This window comes from [Zimmermannella] alba NBRC 15616, assembly GCF_001570905.1.
Taxonomy (GTDB): Bacteria; Actinomycetota; Actinomycetes; order Actinomycetales; family Microbacteriaceae; genus Pseudoclavibacter; species Pseudoclavibacter albus.
This window is the reverse complement of record NZ_BCSO01000001.1, coordinates 78397-100178: the sequence shown is the minus strand read 5'-3', so window position 1 is coordinate 100178 and position 21782 is coordinate 78397. Positions and strand designations below refer to the sequence as shown.

At 64.8% G+C, this 21782-nt stretch carries 24 protein-coding genes and 2 pseudogenes; 10 read left to right on the top strand and 16 right to left on the bottom strand.

Annotated elements, in window-relative coordinates; all coding sequences use genetic code 11:
* Positions 1-2: 2 nt before the first annotated feature.
* Genes ZAL01S_RS00515 through ZAL01S_RS00505 form a run of 3 tightly spaced genes read right to left on the bottom strand, consistent with a single transcriptional unit; the run spans position 3 to position 1271 of the window.
* Positions 3-389 (bottom strand): YchJ family protein, encoded by a 387-nt coding sequence (locus tag ZAL01S_RS00515; RefSeq protein WP_066078182.1) that lies wholly within the window; start codon positions 387-389, stop codon positions 3-5.
* Positions 376-759, bottom strand: coding sequence for a DUF488 domain-containing protein (locus ZAL01S_RS00510; protein ID WP_206394546.1), 384 nt, complete (start codon positions 757-759; stop codon positions 376-378). The genes ZAL01S_RS00515 and ZAL01S_RS00510 overlap by 14 nt, the downstream gene beginning before the upstream one ends.
* Positions 756-1271: a hypothetical protein gene (locus tag ZAL01S_RS00505; protein WP_066078177.1), complete on the bottom strand. Its 516-nt coding sequence runs from the start codon at positions 1269-1271 to the stop codon at positions 756-758. Before ZAL01S_RS00505 ends, ZAL01S_RS00510 begins: the two co-directional genes overlap by 4 nt.
* A 43-nt stretch (positions 1272-1314) precedes the next feature.
* On the opposite strand from ZAL01S_RS00505, the gene ZAL01S_RS00500 reads away from it, so the two are divergent.
* The 3 genes from ZAL01S_RS00500 to ZAL01S_RS00495 all read left to right on the top strand — a co-directional run bounded on the left by ZAL01S_RS00500 (position 1315) and on the right by ZAL01S_RS00495 (position 3489).
* Positions 1315-2244 carry a patatin-like phospholipase family protein gene (locus ZAL01S_RS00500; RefSeq protein ID WP_370664263.1) on the top strand — a complete coding sequence of 310 codons (930 nt, stop codon included), beginning with the start codon at positions 1315-1317 and terminating at the stop codon, positions 2242-2244.
* Positions 2245-2350: 106 nt separating this feature from the next.
* Complete coding sequence (locus tag ZAL01S_RS10700; protein ID WP_306301584.1) at positions 2351-2632, top strand: aminotransferase class I/II-fold pyridoxal phosphate-dependent enzyme; 282 nt, start codon at positions 2351-2353, stop codon at positions 2630-2632.
* Positions 2633-2670: 38 nt separating this feature from the next.
* A complete protein-coding gene (locus ZAL01S_RS00495) occupies positions 2671-3489 on the top strand; it encodes an aminotransferase class I/II-fold pyridoxal phosphate-dependent enzyme (protein ID WP_370664262.1) in 819 nt (272 codons plus the stop codon).
* Positions 3490-3530: 41 nt separating this feature from the next.
* On the opposite strand, the gene ZAL01S_RS00490 is transcribed toward ZAL01S_RS00495, so the two are convergent.
* The 3 genes from ZAL01S_RS00490 to ZAL01S_RS00480 form a co-directional block, all read right to left on the bottom strand.
* A complete protein-coding gene (locus ZAL01S_RS00490) occupies positions 3531-4001 on the bottom strand; it encodes an SRPBCC family protein (RefSeq protein WP_066078173.1) in 471 nt (156 codons plus the stop codon).
* Between the two features lie 135 nt (positions 4002-4136).
* Positions 4137-4568, bottom strand: a complete 432-nt coding sequence (locus ZAL01S_RS00485; RefSeq protein ID WP_206394542.1) for an NUDIX hydrolase — start codon at positions 4566-4568, stop codon at positions 4137-4139.
* Positions 4568-5836, bottom strand: a complete 1269-nt coding sequence (locus ZAL01S_RS00480) for an alpha/beta fold hydrolase (protein ID WP_066078170.1) — start codon at positions 5834-5836, stop codon at positions 4568-4570. Before ZAL01S_RS00480 ends, ZAL01S_RS00485 begins: the two co-directional genes overlap by 1 nt.
* Before the next feature lie 121 nt (positions 5837-5957).
* Here ZAL01S_RS00480 and ZAL01S_RS00475 point away from each other — a divergent pair, with 121 nt between their 5' ends.
* Positions 5958-7415, top strand: a complete 1458-nt coding sequence (locus tag ZAL01S_RS00475) for an amino acid permease (RefSeq protein ID WP_217995453.1) — start codon at positions 5958-5960, stop codon at positions 7413-7415.
* Positions 7412-8857, top strand: a complete 1446-nt coding sequence (locus ZAL01S_RS00470; protein WP_244875279.1) for an amino acid permease — start codon at positions 7412-7414, stop codon at positions 8855-8857. Before ZAL01S_RS00475 ends, ZAL01S_RS00470 begins: the two co-directional genes overlap by 4 nt.
* Before the next feature lie 284 nt (positions 8858-9141).
* Here the strand turns inward: ZAL01S_RS00470 and ZAL01S_RS10470 are convergent, their stop codons facing one another.
* The 3 genes and pseudogenes from ZAL01S_RS10470 to ZAL01S_RS10740 form a co-directional block, all read right to left on the bottom strand.
* Positions 9142-9447, bottom strand: coding sequence for a hypothetical protein (locus tag ZAL01S_RS10470; protein ID WP_217995461.1), 306 nt, complete (start codon positions 9445-9447; stop codon positions 9142-9144).
* Between the two features lie 32 nt (positions 9448-9479).
* Positions 9480-9599 (bottom strand): annotated as a pseudogene (locus ZAL01S_RS10745) (TRIC cation channel family protein); the annotation flags it as partial.
* A 101-nt stretch (positions 9600-9700) separates the two neighbouring features.
* Positions 9701-9886, bottom strand: a pseudogene (locus tag ZAL01S_RS10740) (TRIC cation channel family protein); the annotation flags it as partial.
* 258 nt (positions 9887-10144) lie between these two features.
* On the opposite strand from ZAL01S_RS10740, the gene ZAL01S_RS00460 reads away from it, so the two are divergent.
* Both ZAL01S_RS00460 and ZAL01S_RS00455 read left to right on the top strand, forming a co-directional pair.
* Positions 10145-10717, top strand: a complete 573-nt coding sequence (locus ZAL01S_RS00460; protein WP_066079241.1) for a suppressor of fused domain protein — start codon at positions 10145-10147, stop codon at positions 10715-10717.
* A gap of 99 nt (positions 10718-10816) precedes the next feature.
* A complete protein-coding gene (locus ZAL01S_RS00455) occupies positions 10817-12160 on the top strand; it encodes a glycosyltransferase family 39 protein (protein ID WP_083522929.1) in 1344 nt (447 codons plus the stop codon).
* A gap of 216 nt (positions 12161-12376) precedes the next feature.
* On the opposite strand, the gene ZAL01S_RS00450 is transcribed toward ZAL01S_RS00455, so the two are convergent.
* From ZAL01S_RS00450 to ZAL01S_RS00440, 3 genes are all read right to left on the bottom strand, one after another.
* Complete coding sequence (locus ZAL01S_RS00450) at positions 12377-12571, bottom strand: hypothetical protein (RefSeq protein ID WP_066078160.1); 195 nt, start codon at positions 12569-12571, stop codon at positions 12377-12379.
* A gap of 103 nt (positions 12572-12674) precedes the next feature.
* Positions 12675-13358, bottom strand: coding sequence for a DUF2625 family protein (locus ZAL01S_RS00445; protein WP_066078158.1), 684 nt, complete (start codon positions 13356-13358; stop codon positions 12675-12677).
* A 103-nt stretch (positions 13359-13461) separates the two neighbouring features.
* Positions 13462-15996, bottom strand: coding sequence for a DEAD/DEAH box helicase (locus ZAL01S_RS00440; RefSeq protein WP_066078155.1), 2535 nt, complete (start codon positions 15994-15996; stop codon positions 13462-13464).
* A gap of 286 nt (positions 15997-16282) precedes the next feature.
* Between ZAL01S_RS00440 and ZAL01S_RS00435 the strand changes: the two genes are divergently transcribed.
* Positions 16283-16609 (top strand): putative quinol monooxygenase, encoded by a 327-nt coding sequence (locus ZAL01S_RS00435; RefSeq protein ID WP_066078151.1) that lies wholly within the window; start codon positions 16283-16285, stop codon positions 16607-16609.
* On the opposite strand, the gene ZAL01S_RS00430 is transcribed toward ZAL01S_RS00435, so the two are convergent.
* Positions 16606-17133 carry an HXXEE domain-containing protein gene (locus ZAL01S_RS00430; protein ID WP_066078148.1) on the bottom strand — a complete coding sequence of 176 codons (528 nt, stop codon included), beginning with the start codon at positions 17131-17133 and terminating at the stop codon, positions 16606-16608. The genes ZAL01S_RS00435 and ZAL01S_RS00430 overlap by 4 nt on opposite strands.
* 567 nt (positions 17134-17700) lie before the next feature.
* Between ZAL01S_RS00430 and ZAL01S_RS00425 the strand changes: the two genes are divergently transcribed.
* Positions 17701-18963 carry a RidA family protein gene (locus ZAL01S_RS00425; RefSeq protein ID WP_066078145.1) on the top strand — a complete coding sequence of 421 codons (1263 nt, stop codon included), beginning with the start codon at positions 17701-17703 and terminating at the stop codon, positions 18961-18963.
* Between the two features lie 269 nt (positions 18964-19232).
* Here the strand turns inward: ZAL01S_RS00425 and ZAL01S_RS00420 are convergent, their stop codons facing one another.
* Both ZAL01S_RS00420 and ZAL01S_RS00415 read right to left on the bottom strand, forming a co-directional pair.
* Entirely contained in the window at positions 19233-19445 is a 213-nt protein-coding gene (locus ZAL01S_RS00420; protein ID WP_066078142.1) for a VOC family protein, read from the bottom strand.
* A gap of 126 nt (positions 19446-19571) precedes the next feature.
* A complete protein-coding gene (locus ZAL01S_RS00415; RefSeq protein ID WP_066078139.1) occupies positions 19572-20009 on the bottom strand; it encodes a GNAT family N-acetyltransferase in 438 nt (145 codons plus the stop codon).
* Between the two features lie 169 nt (positions 20010-20178).
* On the opposite strand from ZAL01S_RS00415, the gene ZAL01S_RS00410 reads away from it, so the two are divergent.
* Complete coding sequence (locus tag ZAL01S_RS00410) at positions 20179-21375, top strand: MalY/PatB family protein (RefSeq protein WP_066078136.1); 1197 nt, start codon at positions 20179-20181, stop codon at positions 21373-21375.
* Here the strand turns inward: ZAL01S_RS00410 and ZAL01S_RS00405 are convergent.
* A complete protein-coding gene (locus tag ZAL01S_RS00405) occupies positions 21372-21749 on the bottom strand; it encodes a hypothetical protein (RefSeq protein WP_066078133.1) in 378 nt (125 codons plus the stop codon). The genes ZAL01S_RS00410 and ZAL01S_RS00405 overlap by 4 nt on opposite strands.
* Between the last annotated feature and the right edge of the window lie 33 nt (positions 21750-21782).

Below are 21782 nucleotides of genomic sequence, written 5' to 3'. Positions count from 1 at the left end.
GCTCAGTGAACCTCACCGTCGAGGTAGACCCAGCGGCGGGCACGGCGCACGAAGCGCGAACGCTCCTGCATGACGAACACCTCGCCGTCCTGCACCCCGTGCGCCCGAAACTCGACAATGCCGTCCTCGTCGTCGGCGCCACCGTCGACCGTGTCGAGCACCTCAAGCCGCTGCCACGTTGTGCCCGGCGAAATGAGCGGCGGTTCCGGCCGTGTCCGCGGATGCCAGCTGCGCATGAGGTGCGACTCGAGCTGCAGCGCGAAGGCGGAGTACCGAGAGCGCATGAGCGCCTCCGCAGTCACCGCATCCTCCCCTTCATGGATGGGCATGCAGCACTCGGCATACCGCTGGCCACTCGAACAGGGGCAGGGCTCGTCAGCGAGTCGCATCAAGACCACCTTCCAGGATCCAGTCATGCAGCACCGTCGCGTGGTTGAACTCGGTGTTCGCGGCGTCAAAGAGCAGCGTCACCGTCTCGTGCTCGGCGAGCAGGCGGCGAAGCTCCACTCGGGCTTCTGCTCGCGCTTCATCATCAGCTTCGAGTTCGCCACGATAGGCGGCCGCAAAGGCATCCGCATCAAGCTCACCGCCGTGGTAAGCCTTCCGGAGCTCGGTGCTTGGCGTGATCTCCTTTAGCCACATCGTGAGTGCCGCGCGTTCCTTCGAGATGCCGCGGGGCCAGAGCCGGTTCACGAGGATGCGCGCGCCGTCGCGCTCATCCGCTGCGTCCCGAATCCGCTTCATCTGAATGGTCGTCAACGTGTCGTCCCCCGTTGCTGGATGAGGAGTTCAATGCGCTCCTCGAGGTAGTCGGCAAGTGACCTCAGCGCGGCGCCCGGCATCGTCGACCAGCGCACCGCGAGCACGCCTCCGTCCTCAACAAGCGGCCCGGCAACCGTGAGCGACGGCTCCCCCGGGCGCCGCAACAGCTGCGGGTCAATGTGGACGGCGCTCCCGATCGGGATGCCCGCACGGGACGCCATGGTGCGCAGCTCATCCCGGGCTCGCTGGCGTTCCGAGGTGTAACCGATGGGGCGGTCCTCACGTGGCGTCACCGTGTCGCCAGCCGCAAAGAGGCTCTCGTCGTCGCCAAGAAGGAGCTGACCGAGCGGCCACACCGGGACATCCAATTCGAGCCGAGCGCGCCGCGGGATGCCGAGGATTCGCTTCGGTGTAACGACCCGCGCATGCCGATCGAGCGGCACTCCAGCGTCGTCGAGCCGGACACGCGCGCTGGCGAGCAATTCTGGCAGCTGGGCTCGGCTCGTCATACCCTCAAGAGTACGCGGAGGCCGACGAGCGAGGAGCGTGCACGTGGAGGACACACCGGAGCTGCACCGCACGCGTCCGCGCACCGCGGAAGAGCTTGCCCCAAATGTGCCCGGTGTTGCGCTCGTCTTTGAGGGCGGCGGAATGCGCGCCAGCCTCACGAGCGCCGTTGTTGTGCGTCTCATCCGGGAGGGCATCCGCTTCCCCTTCGTCTCGGGCATTTCGGCCGGCTCCTCGAACACGGCGAACTACCTCGCGCAACAGGCTGGACGTGCCCGCCGCTCCTTCGTCGAGTTTGCGAACGACCCGAAGCTTGGAAATCTGCGCACCTTCGCGCGCGGCGATGGCCTGTTCAACGCGAAGTACATCTACGAGGAAACGGGCCTCCCCGACCAGGCGCTCCCCTTCGACTGGGAGACGTTCTGCACGAATCCCGCCGAGCGCCGCTTTGGTGCCTTCGACGCGGACTCGGGCGAGCAGGTGTGGTGGTCGCAGAAGGATTTCCATGAGATGAACGACCTCATGGTGCGGGTGCGTGCTTCGTCGACGATGCCCGTGCTCATGCCGCCCGTGCACCTGGATGGCCGCGTCTACGTTGACGGCGCGCTCGGGCCCTCCGGCGGCATCCCGATCGACGTTGCTGAAGCATCCGGCTACGAGAAGTTCTTCGTCGTCCTCACGCGCGAGCGCGGCTATGTGAAGCGTCCGGAACGGTTCCCCGCGTTCTATCGCCGCTACTTCCGTCGCCACCCGGCGGTTGCGGATGCGCTCGAGCAGCGTTGGCGCCGCTACAACGCGACCCGCGAGCTTCTCTTCGAGCTCGAACAGGAGGGCAAGGCGTACCTCTTTGTGCCGGAGCGGATGCCGGTGTCAAATGGCGAGCGCAAGGTTCGAAAGCTTCGCGCCGCGCACGAGCTGGGCCTCGCGCAGATCGACCGCGAGCTGCCGAGGCTGCGCGAGTTCCTCGGCATCTAGCCCGGCGCCGTTGTCGTTTCGTTCGCACGGCAAGGTGCAGCGCTCGCCCCAGGATCAGCCGATGTGGCTGTGGCAGGGTGTTGAAATGGCGCAACTAGTTCAACGAATGACGAAGTTCGGAACGGCAATCTTCACGGAGATGACACTGCTCGCGCAGGAGCACGACGCCATCAACCTCGGCCAGGGAGCGCCCGATAACCAGGCGCCCGCCATTGTCCACGAGCGAGCTATCGAGGCGATCCGCGACGGGCACAACCAGTACGCGCCCGACATCGGCATCCCGGAGCTACGCGAGGCGATCGCCCACCACCAGCAGCACCACTACGACATCACGCTCGACCCGGCGACGCAGGTGCAGGCTTCGGCAGGTGCTGCGCCGAGGCGCTGACGGCATCCATCCTCGCCTTGTGCGAACCGGGCGATGAGGTGATCGTCTTCGAGCCCTACTTCGATGTGTATCCGGCTGCGATTGAGCTTGCGCAGGGTGTGCTCGTGCCGCTGCGTCTTGAGGCGCCGGAGTTCCGCGTGGATGAGGCGAAGCTGCGCTCGCTCGTGACTGAACGCACGAAGCTCATCCTCGTGAACACGCCGCACAACCCGACCGGGCACCTCGTGACGGTGCCTGAGCTTGGGATCATCGCGCAAGTGGCGATCGAGCACGATCTCACAGTCATCACGGATGAGGTGTACGAGCACCTGGCCTTTGATGGCCGCGAGCACACGCCGATCGCGTCGCTGCCGGGCATGTTTGAGCGCACGCTCACCATCTCGTCATCCGGCAAGACCTTTTCGACGACAGGTTGGAAGATTGGCTGGTTCTCGGGGCCTGAGCACCTCGTGGAGGCGGTTGGGACCGTGAAGCAGTTCCTCACCTTCGCGAACGGTCACCCGTTCCAGTACGGGATTGCGGCGGGGCTGCAGCTGCCGGATTCGGAGTTCCACGCAATTCGTGACCGTCTCTGGCGGCAGCGCGATGTGCTCGTGCCTGCGCTCGAGCACGCGGGCTTTGAGGTGCTCGCGGCGGATGCAGGCTATTTCGTGTCGGTGGATGTCGCGCCGCTCGGCTACGACAACTCGTATGACTTCTGCCGTGAGCTGCCCGCGAAGGCCGGCGTTGCGGCGATCCCGATGATCCCGTTCTACACGGATGCGTCAGGTGCGGAGACTCTCGTGCGCTTCGCGTTCTGCAAGCGCGTCGAGGTGCTCGAAGAAGCCGCCACCCGCCTCGAACGCGCCTTCCGCTGATCCCGCGCTGAGAGGGTCGACGAGTTTGGGCGGCGACGAGTTCAGTGAGCGAGCGACGAGTTCTCGCTGAGGCAACGCTCGAGCGCCTCAAGTGAACGCTGCAGATAATCCTCATTCGTGGCGAGCGCACGGGCGTACCGCGTTTCGTCCTCGAGGCGCGTCCAATCGTAGGTGTGCGTCACCTTCGTCTGGCCGTCTTCGAGAGGCTCGAGCTCCCACCGCCAGAGGTGCCCGCGCGGCTGTTCGCCGACCGGGGCCGGAAGCCAGGCAATGAGCCGCTTTTCTTCGAACTCCACGACGTGGTTCTCGCGAGTCTCACCGTTCGTGAGTTCCATCGTGAAGACGTCCCCGACGGCGCTCACGCGCTGCTGGCCGTCGGTCGCGCTGAGATTGTCGTTCCCGTCAATGCGGATCTGCTCGGCGGGGGTCGCCACCAACGCGAAAATCTGCTCGGCGGGAGCCGCGATGGTTCGGCTGGCGGTGACAATGCGGGCGGAGTCGGTTCCGGTCATGGCCCCATCACACCATCCATGGCTGAACGCCAGGTTGACCCGAGGCACTCGTCGAGCGTGCCGCTACTTCCCGAAGGCTGGGCCACGCGGCGGCGAGATGGAGTTTCCCCTCACCCACGCCGCGGCGGGACAGAGCTATCCTTCGGCGCCCATATGCAGCAGCATCGGCAACACCTGCTCGACGAGCATCGGTGCGAGGTCGTCCGGCAGCGGCTCAACCGTCACGTCGAGCCAGCGGATCTCCTCAATCTCGGCTGCGGCGGCAAGGTCATCCGCCACAACCGGCGAGAGCGCACGGTAGGTGGTGCCCTCAACCTGAAACCCCGCTTCATTGGCAGCGGCGGCACGCACCACACCGATCAGCGCAAGGTCATCCGGATTGAGCGTGATCTGCAACTCTTCACCGACTTCTCGAACGGCGGTCTCAAGCGGCGTTTCACCCGGTTCTGGCTTGCCGCCCGGCAGCATGAAGCGGTCAGTGCCGCGCTTTCGCACCGTGAGGATGCGGCCAGCTTCGTCGCGGAGGACGACTGCCGACACGACAATGAGCCCCGCATCACCCGCCACTAGCGCACCACCCGACCGTGCGCGAGTTCGATGAGCTGAGCGAGGACAGCGCCACCCGAAGCACGGAGGCCGTTGTGCTCGTGGGCGCTCGTCACAAACAGCTCAACGTTCGGCAGGAGCTTCGCCGTCTCGAGCGAGAACTCGAGCGGCACGAAGAGGTCATTCACGTACACCGAGGCGGCACCGCGCACACCGGATGCGGCGATCGCATCCTTGTCGTACAGCGTCGGCCACTCGGTCTGGGCGATCTTCTCGGCGACACCCTTCCACGGCTGGAAGTCGGGCACCGTATCGAGCCATTCGCGGAACACGTGCTCACCCGTGAGGAGCGTGGCATCCTCACGGAAGTCGTCCGGGAGCGTGCGCTCGGCCGACCAGTTTGTCACACAGCCATCCGAGTAGCTCGACTCGTGGATGACGTAGTAGAGCGGGTTGCGGCCAGTGAACGGCATGAGCGCGGCAAGGTCGTGGCGGAACGCGTTCGAGCGGTGGTCGTGATCGAGGAGTTCGTGGATGAGCTGCCAGCCGTCGTTCGTGCCGAGGCGGTGGCCGATCGAGCGAAGACGCGTTTCGGACACAATCTCGCCGTTCGGCAGCTCGACGCGACCCTCGCGTGCGTGGTCGACGAGGGCGCGCATCCGGTTCCGGTCCTCCGGGAAGCGGCGGTAGTACTGCTCGGAGATGAAGCGGGTCTTCTCGTAGCAGAGCGAGTACACGTCATCCACGTGGCGGCCGACTGCTGAGAGACCGCCGGTGATGAGCACTTCCCGGAGCGAGCTCGCGTACCGGCTCAGGTAGTGCAGCGTCGTGAAACCGCCGAAGGACTGGCCGAGCACCGTCCACTGCTCGACGCCCAGGAACTCCCGCACCGCTTCGCAGTCGCGCACGATCGAGTCGGCACGAAGGTGCGTGAGGTGCTCGACGAGGACATCCTCCCCCATCGCGAGATCGTCGTCGCTCACGGGCGTCGAACGACCAGTGCCGCGCTGGTCGAGCATCACGACGCGGTAGTGCGCGAGTGCCGAGTCGAGCCAGTTCGGCTGGCGCGGCGCGAAGCTCGGGCGGGGAGCCTCGCATCCCGGGCCGCCCTGCAGGAACACGAGGTACGGCAGCTCTTCGCCACCGGCACGCGTGATGACGCGAGCAAACACGTCGATCGTGCGCGAATCGGTCGGGGCGTCCCACACGAGCGGCAGCGCGAAGAGGTGCTCGCTCAGGGAAAGGTCTCCGAGGGTGGTCGTGGTCGTGGTGACGTTCGGCTGCAGCATGCCTCGATGGTAGGGCTTCGCTGTGCCTGCGCACTGGATCCCTCGTGCAGGGCCGCCGCCGACCAAGCTGAGAAAACGCTTAGAATGAGGCTTCGATCCCAACGCGCCAAGGAAGGCCAACGTGAGTGCCCCATCGACCTCGCCGATCCCCGTCCAGAGTTCGACGAAGGGTTCGAGCGAGCGTCATCACGAGCTCACGAAGGGACTCACGACCAGACACATCCAGTTCATCGCCCTCGGTTCGGCGATCGGTACCGGCCTGTTCTACGGTTCCGCGGGCGCCATCGAGCTCGCCGGTCCTGCCGTGCTCCTCGCGTACGTTGTCGCTGGCCTTGCTGTGTTCATGGTCATGCGTTCGCTCGGCGAAATGGCGCTTCGTGAGCCCAACGCCGGCGGCTCCTTCGGCCGCTACGCCCGCCAGTACATGGGTCCGGGCGCGGGCTTCCTCGTCGGCTGGATGTTCGTCATCGAAATGCTCGTCGTCGCGATCGCCGACGTGACTGCCCTCGCCGTGTACCTCGGCCGCTGGTGGCCGGATGTCCCCGCCTGGGTGTGGATCACCGCGGTGATTCTCCTCGTGACCGGCCTCAACCTCATCCACGTGAAGGTCTTTGGTGAGACCGAGTTCTGGCTGTCGATCCTCAAGGTCGGTGCGATCATCGCGATGATCCTCGGTGGCCTCGCCATCATCGTGTTCCACCTCGGCCAGCCGGGCAGCGCCCCCGTTGGCGCCCAGAATCTCGTCGAGCACGGCGGATTCGCACCGAACGGCATGCTCGGCATCCTGCTCTCGTTCACGGTCGTCGTCTTCGCCTTCGGTGGCGTTGAGACGCTCGGTCTCGCCTCGGCCGAAGCCACCGAGCCGACGAAGGCCGTCCCACGCGCGATCAACACGATCCCGTGGCGCATCCTGCTCTTCTACATCCTCGCGATCTCGGTCATCCTCTGCCTGATCCCGTGGACGGAGATCACCGGCGATGAGAGCCCCTTCGTACAGATCTTCGACGCGCTTGGCTTCCCGTGGGCGGCAGACCTCCTCAACGTGATCGTCATCACGGCAGCGTTCTCAGCCCTCAACGCGGACAGCTTCGCGATCGGCCGCATGCTGCACGGGCTCGCTGCCCAGGGTGACGCCCCGGCTCGCTTCGCCCGCACGAACGGCCGCGGTGTCCCCTTCGTGGCCGTGCTCATGGTGGCGACTGCCCTCGTGATTGGCCTCATCCTCAACGTCCTCATCCCCGAGAACGTGTTCACCGTGATTGCCGCGATCGCCACCTTCGCGACCGTGTTCGTGTGGGTCATCATCCTGCTCTCGCACCTCGGCATGAAGCGGAAGATCGCCCGCGGCGAGATCGAGCAGGGCCCCTTCTCGACGCCGGGCTGGCCTGTCGCCAGCTGGTTGGCGCTCGTGTTCATGGTGCTCGTCATCGTGTTGTTCGCATTCGACGAATCGACGCAGCCGGCCCTCTGGGCGGGTATCGTCGGCACCATCGCGCTCGTCGCGATCGAACGCTTCCTCGTGCGTCCGCGCCGCAGCGCGCAGGACGCCGCCACCCCGTCACGTGAAAGTACCTTGTGAGCTCATCATCGGAGATTGACGGACCGCGCCCGAACGGCGACGTCCAGCAGCTCGCCACCTCGAACCCCGAACACGAGAAGACCGCGCTCTCGCGAGGGTTGACGACCCGCCACATCCAGTTCATCGCGCTCGGGTCCGCGATCGGCACGGGCCTGTTCCTGGGTTCCGCGGGCGCCATCCAGATGGCAGGTCCTGCTGTCCTCCTCGCCTACCTCGCGTCCGGTGCGGCCGTGTACATGGTCATGCGCGCCCTCGGCGAGATGTCGCTGCGGGATCCGCTCAAGGGTGGTTCTTTCAGCCGCTACGCGCACGAGCACCTCGGCTCAACGGCCGGCTTCACGATGGGATGGCTGTTCATCCTCGAGATGCTCGTCGTCGCCATGGCCGATGTGACAGCCTTCGCCACGTACCTCGGGCGCTGGTTCCCAGCGGTGCCGGCGTGGGCGTGGATCATCCTCGCGATCTCGCTCGTGACGCTCCTCAACATGGTGCACGTGAAGGTATTTGGCGAGACCGAGTTCTGGCTCTCGACGATCAAGGTGCTCGCGGTGATCGCCATGATCGTCGCCGGCATCTTCATCCTCATCTTCCATCTCGGCTCCCCCACCGGCGCTCCCACGGGTGTGCAGAACCTGTGGGATCACGGTGGCTTCGCGCCGAACGGCGTCATGGGCGTGCTCTTCTCGCTCACGATCGTCGTGTTCGCCTTCGGTGGTGTGGAGACGCTCGGCCTTGCCTCGGCTGAGGCGAAGGATCCGGGGAAGGCTGTGCCGCGCGCGATCAAGACGATCCCCGTGCGCATCCTCCTCTTCTACATCGGCGCGGTCGGGGTCATGCTGTGCCTCGCACCGTGGAGCGACATCACGAGCGAGACGAGCCCCTTCGTGCAGATCTTCGACCTCGTGGGACTGCCGGCTGCAGCGGATGTGCTCAACTTCATCGTCATCACTGCCGCGTTCTCGGGACTCAACGGTGTGACCTTCTCGATCGGCCGCATGCTGCACGGGCTCGCTGAGCTCGGGGATGCGCCGAAGCGCCTCGCGCACACGAGCGGTCGCGGCACCCCGGTCGCGGCGATCCTCATGGTCGCGGTCGCACTCGGTGTCGTCCTCGTCCTGGGGCTCATCATCCCCGAGGGCGTGTTCATGATGGTCGCCTCGATCGCCTCGTTCGCGACGGTGTTCGTATGGCTGCTCATCCTCGCCTCCCACATTGCGATGAAGCGACGTATTGCGCGCGGCGAAATCGAGCAGGGGCCGTTCCCGGTGCCGATGTGGCCGTTCGCGAGCTGGGCTGCGGCGCTCTTCATCGTGGGCGTCATCGTGCTGCTCGGCATTGACGAGCCGTCACGCCCCGCACTCATCGTGGGGGCGGTGACGACGGCGCTCCTCGTCGTCATCGAGCGCCTCGTGCGCCACCGCCGGGCGTCCCATCAGGGCTAATTCGAGCCGCATGGCGTGAACAGCCGCCGCCTTTCGATGGCTGCGTGCGTGAATCTGCAATATGTGGGCAGCCGAGGCACTATTTTCATCGGCTGCCCACATATTGCAATTTCACGCAGCCGACTAGAGCTCTTCGGCTGCGCTGCCCTCAGTTCGAGTCGGCTACTCCGCGTCGGGGCGAGCTGAATCAGACCCCGTCGCGTCGGGCCACTCCGCTTCGCGCGGCGGTGCGTCAGACCGACCGGCGTCGCCCGGGGTGTCTAGCCGACCGGCGTCGCGCTGCTTCACGCCGTCCGACCTCCGTGCGCGTGCCCGCGAGCTGAGCGCGTGTGCTTGCGCGAATTGCGGCGCCACCAACGCTTCGTTTCGTTCGCGTTCGGCAGGTGGTCAGGCAGCAGTTCCTCCGCCTCTTCCGAATTCGGCAACCTCCAGCCACGTTCACGTGCCAGAAGCGTCAAGCCGGTGCCGACCACGACACTCGTGGCGAGGGCGATGTTCGGCATCCCGATCCGCTCGAGCAGCACGAGCACCCCGGAGGCAAGCAAGGCAGACGAGGCGTACAGAGTGCCGCTTCGAAACACCGCCAGCACGCGCTGCAAGAGGATGTCACGGATGACCCGCCGATGCCCGTAATGAGCCCAAGGAGCGTTGCCGGCATCCAATCCATGCCGTAGGCGAGCGCCCGATCTGCACTGGCCGCAGCCCAGAGCCCCAGTAGCAGCGCGTCAAGCCATGGGTACACGCGGTCCCAGAGCTTGCCGCGGATCGGCAGCACGTACGCGACAAATGCCCCCACAATCGCCAGCACGATGTAGATGGAGTCAGTGAGTGTGACGGTGTGCCCTTCTGGATGAGCGTGTCGCGGACGATCCCGCCGCCAAGCCCCGAGGCGATCGCGATGACGACGAAGCCGACCGGGTCGAGCTTGTCGGCTCGAGCGAGCACGCCACCGAGTAGGGCAGCCAAGAACACGCCCGAGAGATCAATGATCTGCGAGAAGAGCGAGATATCAACTTGTGCAGTGTGCATGGAGTGGGTTCCACTTCCCGGGGGTCGCACAAGCACATCAGGGGGACCGCTCGTGTGACCACCGTTGGGGGACAGTTCGGGCAGGTCGCGTGGCCGAGTGGAGCAGCCGCCGCGGAATTGCCAAGCTAGCCAGGGACAGGCCAAGCGGGCTGGCATTCACCTCACTTCGTGAGGGCCGTGATCAGGGTTTCTCCCGCACGACGCGTGTCGACACGCAGCATCCCGCTCCTCCACAACGTCGGCTGCGATGATGGAGGTGTGAGCGAGACACACGAGACTGCAAGCCGCCTCGAGCAGTACCTTGACTACCTCGACGAACTCGTCGGTGAGGCGGAATCAGGTGAAGACCGGGTCGAGTCGACAATGAAGGGCGTCCCGGATGTCCTTGCGATCGACTACGAGGACGCTCCCGAAGAAGGCCTCATGATCGGCTTCACCTACGGCCTCTCGCTCGTCACCCATGAGGACTGGACGAAGGCACGCCCCGAACTCTGCATTTGTGTCGAAAGTGACGACCCGGTCTGGGCGCTTCGCATTGCCGAGCTTGCGGAGCGCGAACGCGGCATCTCGGGCTTCGAGTATGGCGAAGTCTTCGAACTCGATGATCCGATTGCGCCGGACACCGACATGGATGGCTTCTTCGTCGCAAATCCGATCGTCATGGATGAACCACTTGCCATTGTCGAGGTGGGCGAAGACCTCCCCATCCGAATCTTGGGCGTGTACCCGGTGTACGCGAGCGAGCGCGACTACATCGACGAGTACGGTGTGGAGGCGTTCTGGGAGCTCGATTGGGATCCGTACGATCCGAAGCGCTCCCCCGCCATCTAGCCGCGCGCCGTTCCTTTCTACGTCGATCGCCGCTGATACATTGCCGCGCGGAATGGTGCGGCGAAGTTTGACTGCCGCGTGGTGGGACGTGAGGACAATATGTCGAGCTCAGAGCGGCTGCCCGGGGCACGTTCGTTGACGCTTCGCATCCCAGACTCCGTGTCCAAGCACGGGGACGTCATTTGGCGCGTGCTGCTCGTGCTCCTCGCGATCGCCTGGGTGGGAGCGAACGTGTATTTCCACGGCGGCATCCTCTCGGCGTATGACGAGTGGGTCTACGTCGACTACCTGGACAAGCTGCCCGAGCAGCCCTACGTGAAGCAGGGCGAGACCATCGGCCCGTTCACTGGCGGGCTCATGTCCTGCTTCGGCATTGAACGCACCGGCCCTATCGGCGCGCCGTGTGGCGGTGACTACTCGAATCCGCTCGACTACCCGCAAGCCGGCGTCTCGGGTGCAGCAGCCTATCCCCCGGTGTTTTTCTGGGTGACTTGGGCGGTGTCTCGCGTCTTCGCGATCGTTCCCGGCGTGGATGAGCTCGGCGCGTTTCGACTCACCGGCATGGTGTGGCTCATCCCCACCGTGCTCATCATCTACCAGCTCGTCCGCTACCTCTCGGTGTCACGGTTCACGGCGTTCTGCCTGAGCGCGCTGTTCATCGTGACGCCGTTCTCGTGGTGGACGTACACCTTCGTGTCGACGGATGCCCCGGTGGCAGGTCTCGGGGCGCTCTCGCTGCTGCTTGCCTTGCGCGCCCTTCGCGACGAAGGATCTCTGTGGCCGCTCGTCGTGGTGAGCTTCGCGGGTGGGCTCGTGAAACTCACGCCGGTGTTCGGTTTGGGCCTCGCGGTGCTCGTGCTGCTCGTGCGGCGGTGGCGCGGTGAGACGGAGCTTTCCTGGCGGCGCGTTCTCGTCGGGAGCGGCGCCTCGGTGCTCGCGCTCGTCGTGCCGCAGGCGGCGTGGATGGTGTTTGCGAAGGTGACGGCCGTTGGTGCTCCGCCAGACCAGGGCATCCTGCTGCCCCGTTCCTCGCTGCCTGTGGCGATCCAGGAGACGATCACGCTGTTCCTGGATGACACGGTGCCGGTGCGCTCGCAGATGGAGTTTTACGCCATCACCGAGACGCTGACGTTCTTCCTCCACGCGATCATCGTCGTGGGTGTGATCGGGACGGCGTTGCTTGCGGCGCGCGGCACCGAGGAGCGCGCGCTCGGGATGTCAACGCTCATCGCGGCGCTCGTCTTCGGCCCGGTACTCATGCTGAGCCTTGCCGTGATCGGTTCTGCGTTCCCGCTGCCTGCGCGCTACGGTGCCGGGCTTGTGCCGGCGTTCTTCCTGTGCGCGGGCCTGTTTGCGCAGCGTGCGACGACCCGCTGGCCGTTTGCGTTCGTGTCGCTCGCCGTGGTCGCGTTCCAGCTCGTGCGCATCCCCGCCTCGGCCTAGCTCAGATTATTGCGTACCGCCAAAGGCGGTGTATCGAGACCACCGGCGTGGGTACGTGTGTCCGGTTTTGGTTATATAGCGGCTATCTCGCTCCCTACGCGAGATGCGCAACATATAGCCGAAACCGGACACACATCCGGCGCGTGCCACCGAACCTGAGGTGGTCAAGTGCGGAGCGGAGCTCCGTGTATCGAGACCACCAGCCCCGCACCGCCGCTACGCGACCTGTTCGCCGCAGACGTTGCACACGCCGGTGAGACTCACGGCCACCCAGCAGCTCTGGCAGACGGGCGTCGTGACTTCGATGCGTTCTGCCGCCTGTTGGGCACGCTTGCGCGCGGCGTCCTCGGGCGCGTGATCCGCGATGGTCGGGGTGGTCTTTGTGCGTTCGATCGTGCTGGACTGGCTCATCTCGCTTGCCTCCCGTATCCATGCTCGCGAGCGAAACTGAAGTTGGCACGAGCGCGAACCGATCACTTCCTGACGATCGGGTGACGCGCAGTTGACGCGGCGGCTATGCCTCGGCTGGCGCGGCCTTGTAGTGCGGGACGGGATGCGGCGCGTGGCCGTCGATTTGCGTCGCAATGTCAACGTTGAACGCGACGAGTTCAGCCACCGGCACGGCCCGACGACTCGCTTTCTCGAGGGGCTTGGATTCGCGGGTGCACAGGAGCGGGTACACGTGGATGCCTTCGTCGAGCGCAAGCGTCGCGACTTCGGCTTCCCAGCCGTCCCAGCGGAGGCCCTCGTAAAACTCGGCGTCGTGACCGTCGAGCATGGCGGAGATGAAGGTGTGCAGGCCTGCTTCGAGATCGGTCCAGTCGAGGGTGTCGGGTGCCCAGTAGTGGAGCTGCCCGTCGGCACGCTCAAAGGCGCCACCATCGATGGCGTAGAGGCCGCCGAGGACGTCGGCACCAACCACGTACAGTCCAGCTCCACGGTCGTTAGCCTCGTCGAGGGATGGCAGACGCGGCCCCGTGGCGGGTGCGCCGACGCCGCCGAGGAGTCGAACCCATCCGTCGGCGAGAAGCACTCCCCCGGTGTGCTTCGTGAGCGCGCCGAGCGCTGAACGCTCTGAGAGGCCGGTCACCGCGAAGGTCGGTGAGTTCTCGCTCACGGGGATGACCGCCGCGCGCGAGCCCGGCGCGTCAAGTTGTGCGGAGAGTTCTGGCCAAAGTGCCTCGTGCCCCAATCGCATACCCCGAGGCTACCGGGCGGCGCGTTGCCACACCGCGTGATCTCGATACGGGCTACGCCCTACTCGACCAGCTCAGCGGTGAGACTCGACGAGCTCAGTGGGGCTACAGGCGGCGGAGGGCGGTGATGTGGAGGATGAGCTCCCCCGCCTCATCGCACGCATCGAGGTCGACCGTCGCTTCGAGGCGCCAGTCGTGGTTGCCCGCCGGGTCATGGATCGTCTGCACGACCTCCCACACGCGGCCACGCGGCACGATCGAGAGCATCGCGGGGCCGCGGGCGTCCGCATCCACGAGCATCTCTTCGTGTTCGTCCCAGTAGTCGCCGAGCGCGCGGTCCCAAGCATCCTCGCTCATGACCGGGTCCGGATCGTTCGCGTCAAGCGCCGCGAGCTGCTCGACGCGGTCGCGAGACATGAGTTCCACGCGGTGCCACATCGCATTCCGCACCATGACACGGAAGGCACGCTCATTGCCGGTGACCGGACGCTGCGCCATGAGCGGATGCTGCGCCTGCTCGACTCGCTCCTGCCCCGACTTCGACGGGTCAGTGAGCGCCTCCCACTCGTCAATGAGCGAGGAGTCGGTGAGCCGGATGACCTCGCCAAGCCACTCCACGAGATCGTCAAACTCCTCGGTCACGTACCGCTCGGGCACGGTCTGGCGGAGCGCACGGTACGCGTCCGAGAGGTAGCGGAGCAAGAGCCCCTCGCTGCGCTGCACCTTGTAATGCGCGACAAACTCACCGAATCCCATCGCCCGGGAGTACATGTCACGCACGATCGACTTCGGTGCGAGGGCGTTCTCCCCCACCCACGGGTGGCTCGGGAGATACGCGAGATACGCCTCCGTGAGGAGTTCCTCAAGCGGTTTCGGCCACTCGATTCCCTCGAGCACCTCCATCCGTTCCTCGTAGTCGTAACCATCAGCCTTCATCTCGGCGACCGCCTCACCGCGCACAATGAACTGCTGCTGCACGAGGATCGCCATCGGGTTGTCGAGCGTCGCTTCGATGACGCTCACGATGTCGAGCACAAAATCGGGGCTTGCCGGGTCGAGCAGCTCCAGTGAAGCAATCGCAAACTCCGAGAGCGGCTGGTTGAGCGCGAAGCCATCCTGGAGGTCCATGTTCAAGCGGTAGCGCTTACCGCTCGGGAGCGGCTCGGGCAGTCGCTCCACCGTGCCGGCGTCCAGGAGCGACTTCCCGAGCGCCAGGGCACGCTTTCGGAGCTTGCGCTCCTCGGTCTCGTCCCGCGCCGACTCGTGGATGAGGTTCGCAACCGCCTGCACAGTGTCCGCGTCTCGCTCGAGAAGGTTGAGGAGCATCGCGTGCGTCATCTTCATGCGCGGATGCAAGGTCTCTGGCACCGAGGCGATGAGCTTCTCGAAACTCGCTTCCGTCCACGACACAAAGCCCTCGGGCGGTTTCTTCTTCTGCACCTTGCGGCGTTTCTTCGGATCGTCCCCCGCCTTCGCGAGTGCACGCTCATTCTCAATGACATGCTCGGGCGCCTGCGCGACGACGTGGCCGATCGTGTCGAAGCCTGCGCGGCCTGCACGTCCCGCAATCTGGTGGAATTCTCGGCTGCGGAGGATGCGCATCCGCCGACCGTCGAACTTCGTGAGGCTCGTGAAGAGCACGGTTCGGATGGGGACGTTGATGCCAACGCCGAGCGTGTCCGTGCCGCAGATCGCCTTGAGCAGCCCCTGCTGCGCAAGCGTCTCGACGAGACGGCGGTAGCGCGGCAGCATGCCGGCATGGTGGACGCCGATGCCCTGCAGGACGAGCTTCTTGAGGGTCTGCCCGAAGCCTTTCGTGAAGCGGAAGTGGCCGAGGGCCTCAGTGATCTGGGCTTTCTCGTCCTTTGAGATGAGCTGCACCGACATGAGCGACTGGGCGCGTTCGAGCGCTGCGGCCTGCGTCGAGTGGACGATGTAGACGGGCGCCTGCCCCTTGTCGACGATCTCCTGCACGGTCTCGTGGAGGGGCGTCATCGCCCAGCGGTAGTCGAGCGGGACGGGACGCTCTGCACCCGCGATGATCGCGGTCTCGCGGCCGGTGCGGCGGGTGAGGTCGTCCTGAAGCTGGTTCACGTCGCCGAGTGTCGCACTCATGCAGGTGAACTGTGCCTGCGGAAGCTCGGTGACGCCGACCTGCCAGGCCCAGCCTCGGTCGGGCTCGGCGATGAAGTGGAACTCGTCCATGACGACATTGCTGACGTCGGCCTCACGGCCTTCGCGGAGGGCGATGTTCGCGAGGATCTCGGCGGTGCAGCAGATGATCGGGGCGTCGGCGTTGACGGATGCGTCACCGGTCACCATGCCGACGTTGTCGGCACCAAAGATGTCGCAGAGGGCGAAGAACTTTTCGCTCACGAGTGCCTTGATCGGCGCGGTGTAGAAGGAGACGCCGTCGGTGGCGATGGCGCGATAGTGGGCAGCGAGTGCGATGAGAGACTTGCCGGAGCCGGTCGGTGTGGTGATGATCGCGTTCGCGCCGGTGAAGATCTCGAGGGCGGCCTCGTCCTGGTGCGGGTAGAGCGTGGTCCCGTTGGATTCGGCCCAGACGGTGAAGTGTTCGTAGAGATCGTCGGCGGTGGGCTCAGAGCCGAGCTCGGAAAGCGTGTCGATGAGGCGCATTGTGCCTCCATCGTCCCATGCGGCGTGACGAGGTGGCCGAGTGCCAGGCTGAGGTGGCCGAGCGCCGCCGGAGGCGGTGTATCGAGACCACCGGCGTGAGTTGGGCTGACCGATTTTGGTCATATAGCGACTATCTCGCCGTATTTGAGGGGATGCGCGATATATAGCCAAAACTGGTCACCGTTCAAGCGCGGCTGCCACACCGTGTGATCTCGATACGGGCTGCGCCCTACTCGATCAGCTCAGTTTGGGGCCTCAATCAGCCCGGTTTCGTAGGGTCGGGGCCATGATCCTCATCAATGTGAAGTTCCCGGTAAAGCCTGAGCACGCCGACAACTGGCCCGAAATCGTCCGCCCCTTCACGGAGGCAACGCGCGCCGAGCCCGGCAACAAGTGGTTCGAATGGTCGCGCAGCATCGACGACCCGAACGCCTACGTCCTCATCGAAGCATTCGAGGATGAGGGCGCCGCCCCGCACGTCAACTCGGAGCACTTCAAGCAGATGCAGCAGGACTTCCCGCAGTACCTGAGCGCGACCCCGCAGATCGTCTCGCAGCAGGTCGACTGCGAGGGTTGGGGTCCGATGGGCGAGCTGCAGGTGGACGAGGCTTAGCGCGTCATCTCAAGTTCGGGCTCGTGCCGCCTCGCGCCCAGCCACGTGGCGCGCGGCAGTGCGAGGCGCGCGAGCCCGTGAGAGAGCAGCGCGAGCGACAGCAAGAAGCCGATCCCGCGCAGCCCATCTGGAAACGTCAGCGGCCGCCCCAGTTCGGCGAGTTCCTGACGAGCCCGCCGAGCACCCGGCAGCATGACGAGCGGCGCCGTCACCAAACCCGCCGTGTAGCCCCGACGCGCAACGCTCGCGAGGACATGCGTGAGCACATGCAACTCCAGGCCAGCTACTGTCCCCCGGTACAGCCGCGAGTGCCCCTTGCTCGCCGCGCCACGCTGGCACGCGTACCGGACGCCGAGCCCGGCAAGCGTCACCGCGAGCCACGACTGCGCTGCGGTTATCCGAAGGGGTGCGATGCCGGTCAGGACGGCGAGGTCGTCGCAGGTGCTCGGAAACGCGAGGGCTTCCTCGACGTCATGGATGAGCCAGGCGCGAAACAGTTGACTCGGTCCTTCCAGGCGTTTCACGACTCCCCCGTTTCTGCCTCGCGCCGCATGAACACGCTCGAACGCGGCCGCCAGAGCAAATGCGACGCCGGCGAATCGAATTCAGAGAATTTTGAGTCACGAATCGTGGCACACATTCAGCCGCACCCTCAACAGCTTCACGCAGTGTTCACGCGAAGAATTCTCTTCACATCAACATATTCTAGGGCAGCCAATTACACCAGGCTCGCAAGGAGTCGAGCGCAGCACACAAAGCAGTATCCGGACATTTTGTACAGGGCTACCCCCTCGCCGTCAAGCCCCGAGTTCGCTAGATGACAAGCGCCTGGGCACAACCTCCACGGTCCTTGTCATATTCACCAATGGGGGTGACGCACCTGATGTTCGAGAGTACGGTGAGGCAAAACACACCACATCTTTGATGCGCGTGTGTGTAGCGCTTGAAGCAATATTTCACCGCTTCAAGTGCGCAGCAATTGCATCATTGTCGCGAACACGGCAACGCATTTGCTGCGGAACTTGATGTCATTTGTTTGACACCGAGATATTCCGTATTGCCAAGTTCCACCACCTCCCAAGGAGCTGTTCATGAGCGCATTCAACGAGGTCCTCGCCCGCAACACGGACCAGGCCCCCAAGGTCGAGTCCGCATCGCAGACCGTCGCTTTCTCGCACTACAACCACTTCTCGGCCATCCTGCCGATCGACCCTGCAACCGGCGAGCTCGTTGAGGGCGGCGCCCTCGAGCAGGCCACCCGCTCCTTCGAGAGCCTCAAGGCCATCCTTGAGAGCATCGACCGCAAGCTCGACGACGTCGTGCGCATCACGGTCCTGCTCACGGACATCACTGACCTCGAGGCAGTGAACGAAGCACAGAAGAAGTTCTACGGCGAGTACTTCCCGACCCGCACGGTCATCGCTGTTCAGGAGCTCCAGAAGGGCGCCAAGCTCGCCATCGAGGCAGTCGTCTCGCACGGCCTCGGCACCATCCCGAACGCTCCGCAGGCTGACGACCTCGTCAAGCTCGCCCGCAACACCGACCATGCTCCCAAGTGCGACGTTGCCACCCAGACCGTCGCCTTCTCGCACTACAACAACATCTCGGCTCAGCTCGGCATCGACCCCGAGACGGGCAAGGTCGTTGAGGGCGGCATTGAGGCAGAGGCCAAGCAGGCTTTCGATAACCTCAAGGCCATCCTCGAGTCGGTCGACGCTCCGTTCGACGACATCGTGAAGATCACGATCTTCCTCAAGGACCTCGCAGACCTCGAGGCAGTCAACACGGTCTACACGACCTTCTTCCCCGACAGCGCCATCGCTCGCGCCATCGCCTACGTCCCGGCTCGCACCGTCGTCGAGGTTGCTGACCTCCCCCACGGCGCACGCGTCTCGGTCGAGGCTGTTGTCTCGCACGGTGACGGCACCCCGCCGCAGGCTGTTGAGGACCGCCACGGCATCGTCATCTGGGCCAGCAACACGGACCAGGCTCCGCGCAGCGAGCTCTCGACGCAGACCGTCGCCTTCTCGCACTACAACAACCTCTCGGCACAGATCGGTGTCGACCTCGAGGGCAAGCTCGTTGAGGGTGGCGTGAAGGCTGAGGCCAAGCAGGCTCTCGAGCACATCAAGGCCATCGTGGAGCACATCGACCACAAGCTCGCCGACATCGTCAAGATCAACCTCTACCTCACCGACCTCGCTGACCTCGCTGCAGTTGAAGAGGTTTACGGCGAGTACTTCCCGGAGGGCACCCCTGCTCGCCGCGTCGTCAAGGTTGGCAAGCTTGCCGAGGGCGCTTCGGTCATGATCGACGCCGTCGTGTCGAACGCCGAGGGCACCCCTCGCAAGTAGTAACAACCGATTGAATCCGGCCGGGGATTCATGACACGAGGCGGGTCCGGGGCTTGATGCTCCGGACCCGCCTTCGTTGTGTGCTCAAGCCTCGAGTGGACAGCCTGCGCGGCGCCGATTAGGCAGCCCGCAGCACCGACTCGACCGAGCGCCCCGGCAGCGCGACGGTGATCTGCGTACTCCACGGGTTGCGCGTGACGACACGGTCACCGTGGTCTTCAAAGGGGAGGCTTGTGCGCGTGAGACGCTCACGAAGGGCATCGAGCTCGTCACGAGCCGTGACCGTGATCGTGACATCCCCGAGGCCCAGGCTTGCCGCGCGCGGGCCTGCGCTGCGCGCGTTCCTCGAGCGGTTCCATTGCGAGCGCCCGCTCGTAGTAGCTCGACATGTTGTCGAGGTCGCCGACCAGCAGCGTGACGAGATCCATGTGCGTGTCAACGGCGAGACGCTGACTGTCGACGTGCGGTGTGGGCTGTTCCATGAGCGGATTCCTTCATCGGGCCGCCTGACCCACCCCGCAAGCTTAGTTGTAGCCGCAACCAGTTGCAAGGGATGAGGACGCTCCGCGCACCGATGGTCTCGATATCGAGATCACCGCACGCGAGCGCTAGTTCGCGGGCTGGCGGAGCATCGGTGTGTGCGGGATGCCATCCTCAAGGAACTCCGAGCCGCTCGCCCGGTAACCAAAGCGTTCATACCAGTGTGTGAGGTACGACTGCGCATCGAGCGTCGACACCTGCGATCCGATCCGTTCCACAGCAGCGTTCATGAGCTTCGTCGGGTAGCCCTTGCCGCGGTAGCCCGCGTTGCAGACGACGCGCCCAATTCGGGCCATGTCGCCATCCTCAAGAATGCGCAGGTACGCGACGGGAACATCGTGCTCCTCGATCCACATGTGCACGGTCGCCGACTCCATGTCGCGACCATCGAGCTCGGGATACGGACACTCCTGCTCGACGACGAACACGTCGCCGCGCAGCTTCCACAGCAAATATGCCGTGCGGGTATCGAGTTCGGCGAAGGTTGCGGTGCGAATCTCACTCATAAATCAAGTGTGACGAACACCCCAGCGCTGTGCCTGCGAATTCGCACCGCGACAAACCGTGTTGTCTTCCATCTTGCGCCGAATGGCCAACAGCACGGCAGCGGCGTACGCTCACCTGCATCAGCGCAGTGCTGCACCCAATTCCGCAATGGTCAAGACAGGACGTTTCATGTCGTACGATTTCTCGACGCTCGTGTGCCGCACGAATTCCGGATCAAAGAAGTGGGATTTGATGGCGGCATCATGCCCGAATGTGGCAACCGGCATCGCGCCGTTCTCGGTGGCCGATCTTGACATTCCGCACGCGCCAGAAATTGTTTCGGCGCTCACCGATTTCCTCTCGAGCGGCGGCATTCTCGGCTATGCACAGCCAAGCGTCGCATATCTCGATGCCGTGGCGTCGTGGATGCGGCGTCGTCATGGATGGGATATCGAGCCATCGTGGGTGTGCATGACCCCGGGCATCGTGCCCGCGATCTACACCGCCATCCGCGCGTTGAGCGAACCGGGCGATGCCGTCATCATCAGTACGCCCGTCTACTACCCGTTCTTTGAGGCGATCGAGCGCACGGGCCGCACGCTCGCCCGCAACCCACTCATTCTCGAGGACGGCCACTACCGCTACGACTTCGAACAGCTCGAGGAACTGGCATCCCACCCCAGCACGAAGATGATGCTGCTATGTTCGCCGCACAACCCGATCGGCCAGGCGTGGTCGCGCGACGATCTGCACCGGATCGCCGACATCTGCCTCGCCCACGATGTCGTGCTCGTGAGTGACGAAATCCACTTCGACCTCGTTATGCCGGGCACCACGCACACCGTGACGGCGCTCGCGCATCCCGAGATCTCCCGCCAGCTCATCGTGTGTACGGCACCGAGCAAGAGCTTCAACATTGCGGGTCTCGCAACGAGCAACATCATCATTCCGGATGCCGAGATGCGCCGCCGTTTCCTCGCCGAGCACGCCGCGCAGGGCGAGACGGCCGTGAACACGCTCGGCTACATCGCCTGCCAGGCCGCGTACGAGCGCGCCGAGGGCTGGCTGGATGCGCTCATCGAGCACGTGCAGCAGAACCACGAGGTGCTTCGTGACTTCCTCGCGGCACGGATGCCGGAGATCGTCGTCCACAAGCTTGAGGCGACCTACCTGCAGTGGCTTGATCTGCGTCCGCTCGGCATCGTGCCGGAACGTCTCGAAGAGCTCTTCACGCAGGAGGCGCAGGTGTTCTTCGACGAGGGGTACATCTTCGGCGAGGAGGGCGCGGGGTTCGAGAGGATGAACATCGCCTGCCCGACGAAAACGATGCTCGCGGGCCTTGAGCGCATGATCGCCGTGCTTGAACGGGAGCTCGGCCGCGCCTAGCTCAGGTAGCGGTCTTCACGGGGCAGCTGCTCCCACGTCACGGCGATGCCATCCACGTGTTTGAGCGAAGCGACAGCGCTTTCTGCGCCCGCGATGACGCCGTCGGCGACGTCCTCTCCCCCGGACGTGATGTCGAGCTGAATCGCTTCAGCTTCCCGGGAGACTTCATCCACGCGCCAGCCCGCTTCGCCACGGACACCATTGCTGTCGGTGCTGAGTGTCGAGATCCAGGCAGCGACGGCTTCCCGAATGACGGCGGGTTCGCCACTGACCGTCATGCGCAGGGTCGCCTGCGTGCCGTCGTTGCCGGGTTTCCGCCCCCAGAACCAGTCGTAGTCCGGCTCATAGGGCTTCACGGAGGAGTTGCGCGTCATGCGAGCACCGTACCCCGCCGACCCGTGAGCCGC